The 15,033-nt window shown below is 50.1% G+C and carries 15 protein-coding genes and 1 tRNA gene; 15 read left to right on the forward strand and 1 reads right to left on the reverse strand.

The window, feature by feature from the left end; genetic code table 11:
• Nucleotides 1-312 precede the first annotated feature (312 nt).
• Nucleotides 313-1,638 carry an MFS transporter gene (locus tag AC07N2_RS12715; protein ID WP_494778586.1) on the forward strand — a complete coding sequence of 442 codons (1,326 nt, stop codon included), beginning with the start codon at nt 313-315 and terminating at the stop codon, nt 1,636-1,638.
• A gap of 16 nt (nt 1,639-1,654) precedes the next feature.
• On the opposite strand, the gene bamE is transcribed toward AC07N2_RS12715, so the two are convergent.
• On the reverse strand, nt 1,655-2,149 hold the full coding sequence (gene bamE / locus AC07N2_RS12720) for an outer membrane protein assembly factor BamE domain-containing protein (protein ID WP_494778587.1): 495 nt from the start codon (nt 2,147-2,149) through the stop codon (nt 1,655-1,657).
• Nucleotides 2,150-2,300: 151 nt separating this feature from the next.
• Here bamE and rpsO point away from each other — a divergent pair, with 151 nt between their 5' ends.
• The 14 genes from rpsO to nuoI all read left to right on the forward strand — a co-directional run bounded on the left by rpsO (nt 2,301) and on the right by nuoI (nt 15,016).
• Nucleotides 2,301-2,570, forward strand: a complete 270-nt coding sequence (gene rpsO, locus AC07N2_RS12725) for a 30S ribosomal protein S15 (RefSeq protein ID WP_076591571.1) — start codon at nt 2,301-2,303, stop codon at nt 2,568-2,570.
• A 200-nt stretch (nt 2,571-2,770) separates the two neighbouring features.
• Nucleotides 2,771-4,903, forward strand: a complete 2,133-nt coding sequence (pnp, locus tag AC07N2_RS12730) for a polyribonucleotide nucleotidyltransferase (protein ID WP_494778588.1) — start codon at nt 2,771-2,773, stop codon at nt 4,901-4,903.
• 146 nt (nt 4,904-5,049) lie between these two features.
• Nucleotides 5,050-5,802, forward strand: coding sequence for a triose-phosphate isomerase (tpiA, locus tag AC07N2_RS12735; RefSeq protein ID WP_494778589.1), 753 nt, complete (start codon nt 5,050-5,052; stop codon nt 5,800-5,802).
• A 44-nt stretch (nt 5,803-5,846) separates the two neighbouring features.
• Nucleotides 5,847-6,233: a preprotein translocase subunit SecG gene (gene secG, locus AC07N2_RS12740; RefSeq protein ID WP_076591568.1), complete on the forward strand. Its 387-nt coding sequence runs from the start codon at nt 5,847-5,849 to the stop codon at nt 6,231-6,233.
• 85 nt (nt 6,234-6,318) lie between these two features.
• A tRNA-Leu gene (locus tag AC07N2_RS12745) sits at nt 6,319-6,403 on the forward strand.
• 117 nt (nt 6,404-6,520) lie between these two features.
• Nucleotides 6,521-6,880: an NADH-quinone oxidoreductase subunit A gene (locus AC07N2_RS12750; RefSeq protein WP_076591567.1), complete on the forward strand. Its 360-nt coding sequence runs from the start codon at nt 6,521-6,523 to the stop codon at nt 6,878-6,880.
• Between the two features lie 3 nt (nt 6,881-6,883).
• On the forward strand, nt 6,884-7,360 hold the full coding sequence (locus tag AC07N2_RS12755) for a NuoB/complex I 20 kDa subunit family protein (RefSeq protein WP_012079319.1): 477 nt from the start codon (nt 6,884-6,886) through the stop codon (nt 7,358-7,360).
• Nucleotides 7,361-7,373: 13 nt separating this feature from the next.
• On the forward strand, nt 7,374-7,970 hold the full coding sequence (locus AC07N2_RS12760) for an NADH-quinone oxidoreductase subunit C (protein ID WP_494778590.1): 597 nt from the start codon (nt 7,374-7,376) through the stop codon (nt 7,968-7,970).
• Entirely contained in the window at nt 7,970-9,223 is a 1,254-nt protein-coding gene (locus tag AC07N2_RS12765) for an NADH-quinone oxidoreductase subunit D (protein ID WP_076591565.1), read from the forward strand. The genes AC07N2_RS12760 and AC07N2_RS12765 overlap by 1 nt, the downstream gene beginning before the upstream one ends.
• Before the next feature lie 27 nt (nt 9,224-9,250).
• On the forward strand, nt 9,251-9,730 hold the full coding sequence (gene nuoE, locus AC07N2_RS12770; protein ID WP_494778591.1) for an NADH-quinone oxidoreductase subunit NuoE: 480 nt from the start codon (nt 9,251-9,253) through the stop codon (nt 9,728-9,730).
• Nucleotides 9,727-11,022, forward strand: a complete 1,296-nt coding sequence (gene nuoF, locus AC07N2_RS12775) for an NADH-quinone oxidoreductase subunit NuoF (protein WP_494778592.1) — start codon at nt 9,727-9,729, stop codon at nt 11,020-11,022. Before nuoE ends, nuoF begins: the two co-directional genes overlap by 4 nt.
• A 60-nt stretch (nt 11,023-11,082) precedes the next feature.
• Nucleotides 11,083-13,422, forward strand: a complete 2,340-nt coding sequence (gene nuoG / locus AC07N2_RS12780; RefSeq protein WP_494778593.1) for an NADH-quinone oxidoreductase subunit NuoG — start codon at nt 11,083-11,085, stop codon at nt 13,420-13,422.
• Complete coding sequence (gene nuoH / locus AC07N2_RS12785) at nt 13,422-14,495, forward strand: NADH-quinone oxidoreductase subunit NuoH (RefSeq protein ID WP_076591561.1); 1,074 nt, start codon at nt 13,422-13,424, stop codon at nt 14,493-14,495. The genes nuoG and nuoH overlap by 1 nt, the downstream gene beginning before the upstream one ends.
• Nucleotides 14,496-14,527: 32 nt before the next feature.
• Entirely contained in the window at nt 14,528-15,016 is a 489-nt protein-coding gene (gene nuoI, locus AC07N2_RS12790) for an NADH-quinone oxidoreductase subunit NuoI (RefSeq protein ID WP_076591560.1), read from the forward strand.
• Nucleotides 15,017-15,033: the final 17 nt, after the last annotated feature.

A 15,033-nucleotide genomic window follows, 5' to 3' on the forward strand; every position in this document is an offset into this window, starting at 1 on the left:
TCCTGTGATGCACTGATATGTGTCGCAGCATTATTTGTGTGCTTGATGCTAGGTGATGCGAATTTTTTTGGGGATAAATCGATTTGCCGTCGAGTATCTATTTATTGCATGAAAAAAGCCACGGCTATCAACTGCCTTGCCAGTTCATGCGGAACGAAAGCTGCGAGATATTGAGGAAGTTATATAGGTGGCTAGGCAATGCGTATCGTTTTGTTGCGAAACGGAACAAAATATTTTCCGATATTGGGCTGTGTTAAAGTCTTCAGGCATTGATAGTCACGTCGTTTCCTCGTACGTTTCAGCTTAAAAATAATGACTACAGCGTTGCCAAGTACTGCCGAATTCGATACAGACGCTATTACTCCCACTACACAAACGCGACGCGTTATTACTGCTGCTGTTATAGGCAACGGCCTGATTGTGTACGACTTCACGGTGTACAGCTTTTCTGCGGTGATTATCGCCAAACTGTTTTTCCCCTTCAGTACGCCACACGCTTCGCTACTGATGGCCTTTGCCACATTTGGCGCCGGTTTTTTCATGCGTCCGCTAGGCGCGATGATTATCGGTAATCTGGCTGATCGCAAAGGCCGCAAGGCCGGACTGACTTTTTCCATCGCGATGATGACATTGGGTACCGGCATCATCGCCTTCACACCGTCATACGCATCGATGGGTATTGCTGCACCCTTGCTGATTGTGTTGGCGCGGTTGATGCAGGGATTGGCAGCCGGTGGTGAAATTGGCGTGGCCTCCACTGTTTTGATGGAGTCTGCACCAAAGGAGCGTCGCTGCTCACTTGTTAGTTGGCGCGCTGCGAGTCAAGGCGCATCGGCACTTTTCGGGGCATTGGTCGGTGTCTGTACCACTGCGGCCTTTACGCCTGAGACCATGGAAAGCTGGGGATGGCGTATTCCCTTCGTGCTTGGATTGTTGATCGGGCCGGTCGGCTGGTATATCCGTTACCACATGACCGAAACCTTGAAGGTGAAAAAGAATAGTTCAGTATTTAGGCAAGTATTTGTACAACACCCTCGCACACTCATATTCGGTATTTTGTCGATGGCAGGACCTAGCGCCAGCATTTACATCATGGTGTTTTACATGCCCACTTATCTGATTACGACAACGGATATGTCGCCTACGATTAGTTTGCTTTCGTCTTGTTTCGCCGGTGCGGTAATCTTTATTTGCACTTTGTTGCTAGGGCCTATCGCTGATCGACAGCGTGAGCGTAAATCGATCCAGCGCTATTTGTTATTAAGCTGCATCGTCGTGGTTTATCCTGCCTTCCTTGTACTCACGCATGAAGTAGGTGAGGTCGTCTCCTTACTGGTGATCGTCGGGTATTGTGCGATGGCGCTGAATAATGGCGGCGGTGCGCATACGGTGATGATGCTGGAAGCTTTTCCGCCGCAGCATCGGGCTGCGGGGATGTCGATGATTTATAGTTTTGGTGCCACTATTTTTGGTGGTTTTTCACCCTTCATTGTGACCTGGCTGATCGGTGTGACGGGTGATCCGATGGCACCTGCCTGGTATTTGCTGATCGCTTTGGGCATCAGTTTGCTTGCTCTTAATCGCTTCCCGGAGCCAATACCTGATGAGCTTGCAGATCTGATGTACGTTAAAAGTTAGTGTCGCGGAGATCGGCTTACAGTCTGCCGTCACGTTCAAAACGCATATCAGGACCGTTTTGCATCATTTTGACAACGCCATTGTTGTCAAAATGGACGTACATGACGGAATTCCAAACGTTGCTTTCTTTGTATGGATAAGCCCAGACCTCGAGTTGCAGGCGCGATAAATAGGACGTATCCGAAGGGTGGCCTATGGCGCGCAAGACATCTGCTTTGGTTGCTACACCCGGTTTGATGGTGGCAAAGTTCTCTACGGTTAAAACTTGCTCATAAGACACTAGTCTGCCGTTGCTGTCGAAGCGAGCCATATTGGTGGCTTGGCCCCAAGGATTGCGTGTGTATTCAAGTAGAAATCCGTTGGTATCTGGAATCCGCGCAGTTGGTTTGCCTAATTTGGCTACGACTTGTGCTTCCGTCTCACCGGGAGTCAGTTTGGGCGGTATAAAAATGGCGCAGGCGCTTAGTGTGAGCAATAACACGCTCAATATTGCTTTTTGACTATATTTCATGCTGTTTCCTTCAAATAAATGCGCTAAGTGTTTGAATCACCTAGGTCTTTCCGCTATACTGCGGGGCTGGTTAATTCGACCAGTTTATTTAATCGTTGTTCACGGTGTATGGGGTCAAGACTCTATGCATCGCATGTGAAAGGTAAGTCTCATGTCTCTCGAAAAAGCAAGTAAAGCAGCTATTGTTGCTGATAACGCCCGCGGTCAAAACGATACCGGCTCCCCAGAAGTGCAAGTTGCATTGCTGACAGCTCGTATCAACGAACTCAACGGCCATTTCAAAGCACACTCCAAAGATCATCATTCCCGTCGTGGTTTGATCATGATGGTTAATCGTCGTAAGAGCCTGTTGTCGTACCTCAAAGGTAAAGACGCTACTCGTTACCGCGATCTGATTGTAAAGCTCGGTCTGCGCAAGTAATTCGTTGCGCTATTTTATCCGGCTTTCATAGATAAAAATGCCTGCGTCAGTTCTCTGATGCGGGCATTTTGTCTTTTGGTGGTTTGTACTTGTTTGTAAAGAAGTCAGTAATAAAAACGATTCGTCATTTTGATCGGTCGTTTGTGGTGAGGTGAACGACAGCGCCTGAAAATCTGTCGGTAAAATTAGAAAGGAACACCGTGTTTAATAAAGTCACTAAAACCTTCCAGTATGGCCAACATACGGTCACGCTTGAAACCGGCGAAATCGCCCGTCAAGCTTCCGGTGCTGTACTCGTCTCGATTGAAGATACTGTCGTGCTGGCTACTGTTGTGGCAAAAAAAGATGCCAAGCCAGGTCAGGACTTCTTCCCATTGACCGTTGATTATGTAGAAAAAACCTACGCTGCCGGTCGTATTCCAGGTGGCTTTTTCAAACGTGAAGGCCGTCCTTCCGAAAAAGAAACACTGACATCGCGTCTGATCGATCGTCCGATCCGTCCGTTGTTCCCAGAAGGTTATTTGAACGAAGTGCAGATCATCATTCACGTGATGTCGGTCAATCCTGAGATCGATCCAGACATCGCTGCAATGATCGGCGCATCGGCAGCATTGTCGGTTTCCGGCATTCCATTCGCAGGCCCATTGGGTGCAGCTCGCGTCGGTTACATCGATGGTCAATACGTATTGAATCCGACTTCGTCGCAGCTGAAAACATCGCAAATGGATCTGGTTGTTGCCGGTACCGAAACTGCAGTGTTGATGGTTGAGTCGGAAGCGCAACAATTGTCCGAAGAAGTCATGTTGGGCGCGGTTGTTTTCGGCCACGATCAAATGAAAGCAGTTATCGATGCGATTCACGACTTGGTGCGTGATGGTGGCAAGCCAGAAGTGCAATGGGCGCCTCCAGCAAAGAACGAAGCTTTGATCGCACGCGTAGCACATTTCGCAGAAGCGAAATTGCGCGCTGCTTACCAAACCAAAGACAAGCAGGCGCGTACTGCGAAGTTGAAAGATGCGTTTGCAGAAGTGAATGCTGAAGTCGCTGCAGAAGCCATTTCGGTCGGCGGCGTTGCTCCGGATTCGTCCGAAGTCGGCAACATCCTGTTTGATCTGGAAGCAAAAATCGTTCGTTCGCAAATTCTTGATGGCGAGCCACGTATCGACGGTCGCGACACACGTACCGTGCGTCCAATCACGATCCGTACCGGCGTCTTGCCGCGCACTCACGGTTCGGCATTGTTCACACGTGGTGAAACACAAGCGCTGGTTATTGCAACCTTGGGTACCGCACGCGACGAACAAAAGATCGATGCATTGATGGGGGAGTACTCGGATCGCTTCATGTTGCACTACAACATGCCTCCGTTCGCAACTGGTGAAACGGGGCGCGTTGGTACACCTAAGCGTCGCGAAATTGGTCACGGCCGTTTGGCTAAGCGTGCATTGGTTGCTGCTTTGCCAGCACCAGAAGATTTCAGCTACTCGGTTCGTCTGGTTTCGGAAATTACCGAATCCAATGGTTCGTCGTCAATGGCTTCGGTCTGCGGCGGTTGCCTGGCATTGATCGATGCTGGCGTTCCTATGCAAGCACACGTGGCTGGTATCGCAATGGGCTTGATCAAGGACGGCGGCAAGTTTGCAGTCTTGAGCGACATCCTTGGCGACGAAGATCACCTCGGCGATATGGATTTCAAAGTGGCTGGTACAGCAAACGGTATTACCGCATTGCAAATGGACATCAAAATCCAGGGCATCACCAAGGAAATCATGCAAGTCGCTTTGGCGCAAGCTAAAGAAGGCCGTATCCATATCCTCGGCGAAATGGAAAAAGCAGTGCCTAGCGGCACGACTGGCGAATTGTCTGACTTCGCACCACGTCTGATCACCATCAAGATTAATCCGGAAAAAATCCGTGACGTGATCGGTAAGGGCGGCGCAGTTATTCGCGCATTGACCGAAGAAACCGGTACGCAAATCGATATCAGCGACGAAGGCGTGGTCACAATTGCATCCGTTGATGCAGCTGCGGGTCAAGAAGCTAAACGTCGTATCGAAGAGCTGACTGCTTCGGTTGAAGTTGGCAAGATCTACGAAGGTACCGTATTGAAACTGTTGGATTTCGGTGCAATCGTTCAAGTGATGCCAGGCAAAGACGGTTTGTTGCACATTAGTCAAATCGCTAATGAGCGCGTCAATGCAGTTGCTGATTACTTATCAGAAGGTCAGCAAGTACGCGTTAAAGTTCTCGAAACAGACGACCGCGGCCGCTTGAAACTGTCGATGAAAGCAGCTGTTGCAGAAGAAAATCCAGAGCAGGCAGCGCAAGAATAATCAACTGCCCGTTTTGTTGTAAGTATAAAAACCGCCCACCGTGTAAGCTGTGGGCGGTTTTTCATTGTGGGAATGGGGGGTCTTGCGTTTGACCGTGTTGACTGCAAAGAGCTAGAATAGCGGGTTATTAAAATCATAGGTTTTATATGCGCCGCAAACTCGTCGCAGGTAATTGGAAAATGAATGGCAGCCTGGCTGCCAATACTCAATTACTGACCGAGATCAAGAGCGAACTTGGTCATGCTGGTGCATCATGCGATGTTGCGGTGTGCGTTCCGGCTCCGTATCTCGCTCAGTGTCAATCGTTGTTGTTCAATACGTCTGTTGCACTTGGCGCGCAAGATGTGTCTACGCATGAAGCAGGTGCGTATACCGGAGAAGTTTCAACCGGTATGTTGTTGGAATTTGCTTGTCGTTATGTGATTGTTGGTCATTCCGAGCGTCGTGCATATTTCGTTGAGTCGGATGAATTGGTTGCGCAAAAAACAGCACGTGCATTAAGTGCAGGATTGACTCCTATCGTTTGCGTTGGTGAAACATTGGCGCAGCGCGAAGCAGGGCAGACCGACGCTGTCGTCGGCGCGCAACTGAATGCGGTGTTATCGTCGATTGCTGCAAGCGATCTGGCAAAGATTGTTGTAGCATACGAGCCGGTTTGGGCGATTGGTACAGGCAAGACTGCAACGCCTGAAATGGCGCAAGAAGTACATGCGATGCTGCGCAAGCAACTGCGTGCGAAAAATGCAGTTGCAGCAGAGGAAGTCAGAATTTTATACGGCGGCAGCATGAAGCCGGAAAATGCCAAGGAATTGCTTGCCATGTCAGATATCGACGGCGGCTTGATTGGCGGAGCAGCATTGAAGGCAGTGGATTTTCTCGCGATCATCCGTGCGGCGTAAGTCGCAATCAGCTTTATTACGAATTACCTAAAACTGGAATTTAAATGAATAGTTTGCATACCATCATCGTCGTTGTTCAAGTGTTGTCGGCATTGACGATTATTGGCCTCGTATTATTGCAGCACGGTAAAGGTGCTGATATGGGCGCGTCCTTCGGTTCAGGTGCGTCCGGTAGTTTGTTTGGTGCGACTGGTTCGTCCAACTTCTTGTCTAAATTTACTGGTGTTGCTGCGGTTATCTTTTTTGCTGCAACACTGGGTCTGGCGTTCATTGGGAATAAACCGGCAACTCCAAGTGCTGGTGTGATGGAAAATCTGCCGGTTTCTGCTGTTCCAGGTGCAGAAGCGACAGCTCCAGTTGCACCAACTGCGGCTCCAGTAACACCTGTTGTGCCATCCGGATCTGAGCAATCAAATCAGATTCCAAAATAAGAGCGTTTTATTCGCTTTTTGTTCTTGTTCTATTGCAATTGCTCATTGAATAAATGTGTCAAAGCAGGTTAGAATATGAGTCTTGGCCGACGTGGTGAAATTGGTAGACACGCTATCTTGAGGGGGTAGTGGCGAAAGCTGTGCGAGTTCGAGTCTCGCCGTCGGCACCAACGAAATTCTAAGCCAGCAAGGGGGATTCCTAAGCTGGCTTTTTATCGACAAAACTGTCGTTTGATTTAACGGATTATTTTGCAAGTCAATTAATCGTTCAACATACTGCGCTAATCGTGAACCTCGAAAACTATTTCCCCGTTTTGCTTTTTATTCTGGTCGGCATCGGTGTTGGTGTTGTGCCACAGGTGTTGGGTCGTGTGTTAGGGCCGCACAAGCCAGATGCACAAAAACTTTCCCCGTATGAGTGTGGTTTCGAGGCGTTTGAAGATGCGCGTATGAAGTTCGACGTGCGTTACTATCTCGTCGCGATTCTGTTCATCCTGTTCGATCTTGAAGTTGCGTTCCTGGTGCCTTGGGCCGTGGCGATGCGCGAAGTCGGGATGCTGGGATTTTGGTCAATGATGATTTTCCTTGGAGTACTGACTGTCGGTCTGGTGTTCGAATGGAAAAAAGGCGCGCTGGATTGGGAGTAAGTCATGGCAATTGAAGGCGTATTGAACGAAGGTTTCGTTACTACTACAGCTGACAAGCTGATCAACTGGACGCGCACAGGCTCAATGTGGCCAATGACGTTTGGTTTGGCATGCTGCGCAGTTGAGATGATGCACGCTGGTGCGTCGCGTTACGATCTGGATCGTTTTGGCGTTGTGTTCCGTCCATCCCCACGTCAATCAGACGTGATGATCGTGGCAGGTACCTTGTGCAACAAGATGGCACCTGCGTTACGTAAGGTGTATGACCAGATGGCCGAGCCACGTTGGGTTATTTCGATGGGTTCTTGTGCCAATGGTGGCGGTTATTACCATTACTCGTATTCTGTTGTGCGCGGCTGTGATCGTATCGTTCCAGTCGATGTATATGTTCCTGGTTGTCCTCCAACTGCCGAAGCGCTGTTGTACGGGATCATGCAGTTGCAAAACAAGATCCGTCGTACCAACACGATTGCTCGCTAAGGCTGGTTTTTAAATGACGATCAAACTCGAACTCCTTGAAGCCGCTCTGCGCAACGCGCTGGGTGAGCAACTTCAAAGCCTGACGTTGGCATTGGGCGAAATTACCATTGTTGTGAAGTCGCATGATTATGCGTCGGCAATGCGTGTATTGCGTGATCATGCTGATCTGCGCTTTGAAGAAATGATTGATTTGTGTGGCGTTGATTACTCAACGTACGGCGACGATGCGTGGGAAGGTCTGCGCTTCGCAGTAGTTTCGCACTTGCTGTCGATCAAACATAACTGGCGTGTGCGTGTGCGTGTATTCGCAGCGGACGACGAAATGCCAGTGGTTGCATCGATGACTGATATCTGGCCTGCTGCCAATTGGTACGAGCGTGAAGCGTTCGACTTCTTTGGTGTCTTGTTTGAAGGTCATAACGATTTGCGCCGCATCCTGACTGACTATGGTTTTATCGGTCATCCATTCCGCAAGGATTTCCCTGTCTCTGGCTATGTTGAAATGCGCTACGATCCGGAACAAAAACGCGTGATTTATCAACCCGTAACGATAGAGCCGCGTGAGAATGTGCCGCGCGTGATTCGTGAAGAACAATACGGGGCGAAATAATGGCTGAGATTAAGAATTACACCCTCAACTTTGGTCCTCAGCATCCTGCTGCGCACGGTGTGTTGCGCTTGGTTCTGGAGCTCGACGGCGAAGTTATTCAGCGTGCTGATCCGCATATCGGTTTGTTGCACCGTGCGACAGAAAAACTGGCTGAGCAAAAAACCTATCTGCAATCCGTGCCTTACATGGATCGCCTCGATTACGTCTCGATGATGTGTAACGAGCACGCGTATGTGATGGCTATCGAAAAGATGCTGAACATCGAAGTGCCTTTGCGTGCACAGTACATCCGCGTGATGTTCGATGAGATTACTCGTATCCTGAATCACCTGATGTGGCTCGGCGCGCATGCGCTGGACGTTGGTGCAATGGGCGTGTTCCTGTACGCATTCCGCGAACGTGAAGACTTGATGGACTGCTACGAAGCAGTATCGGGCGCACGTATGCATGCTGCTTATTATCGTCCAGGTGGCGTTTATCGTGATCTGCCGGATGCAATGCCACAACACAAGGCATCGATCATCCGCAATGCAAAAGCAATCAGCCAGTTGAACGAAAATCGTCAAGGTTCCTTGCTCGATTTCATCGAAGACTTCACCAATCGTTTCCCGACTTATGTCGATGAATACGAGACTCTGCTGACTGATAACCGTATCTGGAAGCAACGCCTGGTTGGTATCGGTGTTGTATCGCCTGAACGTGCGATGGCGATGGGCTTTACCGGCGCGATGCTGCGCGGTTCAGGTATTGAATGGGACTTGCGTAAGAAGCAACCATACGAAGTGTATGACTTGATGGACTTCGATATTCCGGTTGGTACCAATGGCGATTGCTACGATCGTTATCTGGTTCGCGTTGAAGAAATGCGCCAATCAAATCGCATCATCAAGCAATGTGTTGAGTGGCTGCGTAATAATGCTGGTCCTGTCATGACGAACAACCACAAGGTTGCGCCGCCATCACGTGTAGGCATGAAGTCGAACATGGAAGATTTGATTCATCACTTCAAATTGTTCACTGAAGGTTTCCACGTGCCAGCAAGTGAAGCGTATGCAGCAGTTGAGCATCCGAAAGGCGAGTTCGGCGTTTATCTGATTTCTGATGGCGCGAACAAGCCATATCGTATGAAGATTCGCGCGCCAGGCTTCCCGCATCTGCAAGGTTTGGATGAAATGGCCAAGGGTCACATGATTGCCGATGCAGTAACCATCATCGGCACGCAAGATATTGTGTTTGGTGAAATTGACCGCTAATCGCGGATCAATAATTGAGGCATAGACATGCTGTTATCAGAGCAAACGTATAAAAGAATCGACCGCGAGGTCGCCAAGTTTCCTTCAGATCAGAAGCAGTCTGCGGTCATGGCCGCGCTGCAGATTGCTCAGGATGAGACCCGGTGGCTGCCACCTGAAGTCATGCAAGATGTTGCTGACTATTTGGGTATGCCTGCGATCGCGGTGCAAGAGGTTGCGACCTTCTACAACATGTACAACACCAAGCCGGTCGGCAAGTTCAAGATCTCGGTGTGTACCAATCTGCCATGCCAATTGTCTGGCGGCGAGAAGGCTGCGCATTACCTGAAGCAAAAGCTCGGTATCGATTATCGTGAAACCACAGCGGACGACCAATTTACTTTGGTTGAAGGCGAATGCATGGGCGCTTGCGGTGATGCGCCTGTCATGCTGGTCAATAACAAACGTATGTGCAGCTTTATGTCGGATGAAAAAATCGACGCTCTGGTAGAGGAATTGAAGAAATGACCAGTCTGCATAATCGTCATATCAAACCTTTGATTTTCGCCGGCCTCACCGGTGATAACTGGGGTCTGGAAGAGTACGTCAAGCGCGGTGGTTACGCATCGCTGAAGCGCATCCTGAGCGAAGGCCTGACGCCTGAGCAGGTCATTGCCGAAGTCAAGGCATCGACCTTGCGCGGTCGCGGCGGTGCAGGTTTTCCTAGTGGTTTGAAGTGGAGCTTCATGCCTAAGAATTACGCAGGCCAAAAGTATCTGGTTTGTAATTCTGATGAAGGCGAACCAGGCACATTCAAAGATCGCGACATTCTGCGTTACAACCCGCACGCTGTAATTGAAGGCATGACCATTGCTGCCTATGCAATGGGCGTCAGCGTCGGTTACAACTATATTCACGGCGAGATTTTTGCCGAATACGATCGTTTCGAAGAAGCACTGGAACAAGCTCGTGCAGCAGGTTTCCTTGGTGATCGCATCCTGGGTACTGAGTACAGTTTCCAGTTGCATGCATTCCATGGTTTTGGCGCGTATATCTGCGGCGAAGAAACTGCGTTGCTGGAGTCGCTGGAAGGCAAAAAAGGCCAGCCACGCTTCAAACCGCCGTTCCCAGCCAGCTACGGTCTGTACGGCAAGCCAACCACGATCAACAACACTGAAACGTTTGCTGCAGTGCCGTTCATCTTCCAGGTGGGTGCTGAAGCATATGCAGCACTGGGTAAGCCAAACAACGGCGGCACGAAGATTTTTTCAGTGTCCGGCGATGTGGAAAATCCAGGTAATTATGAAATTCCGCTCGGCACCCCATTTGCCGAACTGCTGAAGCTCGCCGGTGGCGTGCGCGGCGGTAAAAAGCTCAAAGCTGTGATTCCAGGTGGATCGTCGGTACCTGTGGTCAAGGGTGAGTTGATGATGGCGACGGATATGGATTACGATTCGGTCGCCAAGGCAGGTTCGATGCTGGGCTCAGGCGCAGTCATCGTCATGGATGAAACACGTTGCATGGTGAAGGCACTGTTGCGACTGTCTTACTTCTACTATGAAGAATCTTGCGGTCAGTGCACGCCGTGCCGTGAAGGCACAGGCTGGTTGTATCGCATGGTGCATCGTATCGAGAACGGTCAAGGTCGTCCGGAAGATCTGGACATGCTGAACTCGGTCGCTGACAACATTCAGGGTCGTACGATTTGTGCGCTGGGCGATGCAGCTGCGATGCCAGTACGCGCAATGATTCAGCAGTTCCGTGAAGAGTTTGAATATCACATTGAGCATAAACATTGCTTGGTGCCCGCTTACATTTAGCCGATCACTTCGTTTAGTTATAAACCTAGTGAGAACACTGAAGTCAACAAAAGCAAAGCCATGGTTGAAATCGAAATAGACGGTAAAAAAGTCGAAGTGCAAGAAGGCAGCATGGTGATGGACGCTGCCAATAAGCTTGGCACCTACATCCCACACTTTTGTTACCACAAAAAATTATCCATCGCGGCTAACTGCCGTATGTGCCTGGTAGAGGTTGAAAAAGCACCTAAGCCATTGCCAGCCTGTGCAACGCCAGTTATGCCAGGCATGATTGTCCGCTCCAACAGCGAGAAGGCAGTCAAAGCGCAAAAAGGTGTGATGGAATTCCTGCTGATTAACCATCCGCTCGATTGCCCAATCTGCGATCAAGGTGGCGAATGCCAATTGCAAGATTTGGCAGTCGGTTACGGTGAGTCCACATCGCGTTACGAAGAAGAAAAACGTGTCGTTGCACCGAAAGATGTCGGCCCGCTGATCTCGATGAAAGAGATGAGCCGTTGCATCCACTGCACACGTTGCGTCCGCTTCGGTCAAGAAGTCGCCGGCGTGATGGAATTCGGTATGCTGGGTCGTGGCGAACACGCAGAAATCACTTCCTTCGTTGGCAAGACAGTTGACTCCGAGTTGTCAGGCAACATGATCGATCTGTGCCCGGTAGGCGCACTGACATCGAAACCATTCCGTTACAGCGCCCGTACTTGGGAATTGTCGCGTCGCAAATCGGTTAGCCCACACGATAGCTTGGGTGCAAACCTGCTTGTTCAAGTCAAGGCCGGTAAAGTCATGCGCGTGCTGCCGTTGGAAAACGACGACGTCAATGAATGTTGGATTTCAGACAAAGATCGCTTCGCCTACGAAGGCTTGAACAGCGAAGACCGTCTGACCAGCCCAATGATCAAGCAAGACGGCAAATGGCAAGAAACAGATTGGCAAACTGCTTTGGAATACGTGGCTCACGGTCTGCGTAACATCAAGCACGAACATGGTGCTGATTCCATCGCTGCTTTGGCAACTCCGTATTCGACACTGGAAGAGTTGTCGTTGTTGCAGAAACTGGTGCGTGGCATTGGTTCCGAAAACATCGATTTCCGTCTGCGTCAATCGGACTTCTCGCTGGATGCTTCCATTACGCCATGGCTCGGTATGTCGATCGCAGAATTTGGCGCATTGAAACGTGCATTCGTTATCGGTTCCTTCCTGCGTAAAGATCACCCATTGCTGGCAGCACGTCTGCGCCAGGCAGTGAAGCAGGGCGCAAGCGTTAGCATCTTGCACGCAACAGACGACGATCTGTTGATGCCGATTGCTAACAAGATGATCAAAGCTCCTTCGGATTGGTTGGCCGCTTTGAGCGAAGTTGTTGCCGCCGTAGCGCAAGCTAAAGGTATTGCAGCACCAGCTGGTTTTGAAGCGATACAAGCATCTGCTGAAGCGAAACAAATTGCTGCGAGCCTGTTGTCTGGCGAGCCAAAAGCTGTGTTGCTGGGTAATGCAGTATTGCAGCACCCACAAGCAGCTAAATTGCACGCCGCCGCACAATGGATTGCGCAAAACACTGAAGCCAAGTTTGGTTTCCTGACGGAAGCAGCCAACAGCGTTGGTGGCTATCTGGTCAATGCAGTTCCTGGCGCTAACGGTGCCAATGCAGCGCAAATATTTGCACAGCCACGTAAAGCGTATGTGTTGTTGAATGCTGAGCCAGAGCTCGATAGCTTCAATCCACAAGCTGCACGTAGTGCGTTGAACAAAGCTGAGATGGTTGTCGTGATGTCGCCTTACAAGCACGGCAATGATTTTGCCGATGTCTTGTTGCCTATCGCGCCGTTCTCCGAAACTTCCGGTACTTTCGTCAATGCTGAAGGCCGTGCACAAAGTTTCAACGGTACCGTCAAGCCTTTGGGTGACACACGTCCGGCATGGAAGGTATTGCGCGTTCTGGGTAATCTGCTGGAATTGAGTGGCTTTGATTACGACACTTCAGAAGCAATTCGTAACGAAATCCTCGGTGCCAACGCACCTGCTGATGCAAATCTGCAGTTGCGTTTGAACAATCTGAGCAAGGTAGTTCCGCAGGCAGAAGTTGCCGCAGCTGGTTTGCAGCTGGAGCGTGTTGCTGATGTATCGATTTACTCAACTGATGCAATCGTTCGTCGTTCCTTGCCGCTGCAGCAAACCAATGATGGCGCAGCGCCAAAAGCATGGTTGTCGTCGGATCTGGCCAGCAAACTTGGTGTCGCTGCCGGTGATCAGGTCAAGGTAACGCAAGGTGAGGGTAGTGCGGTATTGGCTGCTGCGGTTGATGCCAAGTTGCCAGTTAATGTGGTGCGCGTAGCGGCAGGACATCAGTCCACAGCTGGCTTGGGCACAATGTTCGGTTCTATCAGCGTGGAGAAAGCGTAATGGATCAATTGTTTGCATCCATCCACGCGATGGGTCAATCATTGCTTGGATATTATTGGCCGCTGGTTTGGACTTTAGTAAAAATCGTTGTGGTTGTTGCGCCTTTGATGGGTGCAGTTGCTTATCTGACTTTGTGGGAACGTAAGGTTATCGGCTGGATGCATATTCGCCTTGGCCCTAACCGTGTTGGTCCTGCTGGTTTGTTGCAGCCTATCGCTGACGGCCTCAAGCTTTTGCTCAAGGAAATCGTTGTTCCATCGAAGTCCAATAAAGCATTGTTTGTGATCGCTCCGATCATGACCATCATGCCGGCATTGGCTGCATGGGCTGTGATTCCATTTGGGCCAGAGACAGTATTGGCTAACGTCAATGCAGGTTTGTTGTTCGTGATGGCGATTACTTCGTTGGAAGTCTACGGCGTGATTATCGCCGGTTGGGCATCGAACTCGAAGTATGCGTTCCTCGGTGCGATGCGTGCATCGGCACAAATGATTTCGTATGAAATCGCAATGGGCTTCGTATTGGTTGTTGTGTTGATGGTTTCCGGTAGCTTGAATCTGACCGAAATCGTGATGACACAAACCACCGGTCGCTTTGCAGAGATGGGCTTGACCTTCCTCTCATGGAACTGGTTGCCGCTGTTGCCTATGTTCTTCATCTACATCATCTCGGGTACGGCTGAATTGAACCGCCATCCGTTTGACGTGGTTGAGGGCGAATCGGAAATCGTTGCCGGTCACATGGTTGAATATTCGGGTATGTCGTTCGCGATGTTCTTCCTGGCTGAATACGCCAATATGTGGTTGATCTCGATCATGGCAACGCTGATGTTCCTGGGCGGCTGGTCGTCACCTATCGACATGGCACCATTTACATGGGTACCAGGCTGGATCTGGCTCGGTGCGAAGACATTGTTCGTTGTGACTCTGTTTATCTGGTTCCGCGCATCGTTCCCACGCTATCGCTACGATCAAATCATGCGTTTGGGCTGGAAAGTGTTTATCCCACTGACTTTGGTTTATCTGTTGATCGTCGCGATCTGGATGAAAACCCCGTGGAATATCTGGAATTAATGCAGCAAGGCTGAGCAAAGAGGGAAGCCAAGATGGAAGCAATTAAAGATTTTTTCGGTAGCTTGATGCTGCGCGAGCTCTTCAAAGGGCTGGCGCTGACAGGTCGCTACATGTTTGCACGCAAGATTACCGTGCAGTTCCCGGAAGAGAAGACACCGCAATCGCCACGTTTCCGTGGTCTGCATGCACTGCGTCGTTATCCGAATGGGGAAGAGCGTTGTATCGCATGCAAACTGTGTGAAGCAGTGTGCCCGGCAATGGCGATCACAATTGAGTCGGATCAGCGTGAAGACGGCTCGCGTCGTACCACTCGTTATGACATCGATCTGACCAAGTGTATTTTTTGCGGTTTCTGCGAAGAATCCTGCCCGGTCGATTCGATTGTGGAAACACATATTCTGGAATATCACGGCGAAAAACGCGGCGACTTGTACTACACCAAGGAAATGTTGCTGGCAGTAGGCGATCGCTACGAACCAGAAATCGCAGCAGCACGCACCGCCGACGCGGCCTATCGTTGATTTATTAGTACTGGCAG

Source organism: Herminiimonas sp. GW821-FHT09C12, assembly GCF_059416385.1.

What these genes read in the sequence shown, in the direction of transcription:
- rpsO (WP_076591571.1), top strand. Translation starts at nt 2,301, where the DNA reads ATGTCTCTCGAAAAAGCAAGTAAAGCAGCTATTGTTGCTGATAACGCC.
- AC07N2_RS12755 (WP_012079319.1), top strand. Translation starts at nt 6,884, where the DNA reads ATGGCAATTGAAGGCGTATTGAACGAAGGTTTCGTTACTACTACAGCT.
- AC07N2_RS12760 (WP_494778590.1), top strand. Translation starts at nt 7,374, where the DNA reads ATGACGATCAAACTCGAACTCCTTGAAGCCGCTCTGCGCAACGCGCTG.
- nuoI (WP_076591560.1), top strand. Translation starts at nt 14,528, where the DNA reads ATGGAAGCAATTAAAGATTTTTTCGGTAGCTTGATGCTGCGCGAGCTC.
- tpiA (WP_494778589.1), top strand. Translation starts at nt 5,050, where the DNA reads ATGCGCCGCAAACTCGTCGCAGGTAATTGGAAAATGAATGGCAGCCTG.
- bamE (WP_494778587.1), bottom strand. Translation starts at nt 2,149, where the DNA reads ATGAAATATAGTCAAAAAGCAATATTGAGCGTGTTATTGCTCACACTA.
- AC07N2_RS12765 (WP_076591565.1), top strand. Translation starts at nt 7,970, where the DNA reads ATGGCTGAGATTAAGAATTACACCCTCAACTTTGGTCCTCAGCATCCT.
- nuoE (WP_494778591.1), top strand. Translation starts at nt 9,251, where the DNA reads ATGCTGTTATCAGAGCAAACGTATAAAAGAATCGACCGCGAGGTCGCC.
- nuoG (WP_494778593.1), top strand. Translation starts at nt 11,083, where the DNA reads ATGGTTGAAATCGAAATAGACGGTAAAAAAGTCGAAGTGCAAGAAGGC.
- nuoF (WP_494778592.1), top strand. Translation starts at nt 9,727, where the DNA reads ATGACCAGTCTGCATAATCGTCATATCAAACCTTTGATTTTCGCCGGC.
- nuoH (WP_076591561.1), top strand. Translation starts at nt 13,422, where the DNA reads ATGGATCAATTGTTTGCATCCATCCACGCGATGGGTCAATCATTGCTT.
- secG (WP_076591568.1), top strand. Translation starts at nt 5,847, where the DNA reads ATGAATAGTTTGCATACCATCATCGTCGTTGTTCAAGTGTTGTCGGCA.
- AC07N2_RS12715 (WP_494778586.1), top strand. Translation starts at nt 313, where the DNA reads ATGACTACAGCGTTGCCAAGTACTGCCGAATTCGATACAGACGCTATT.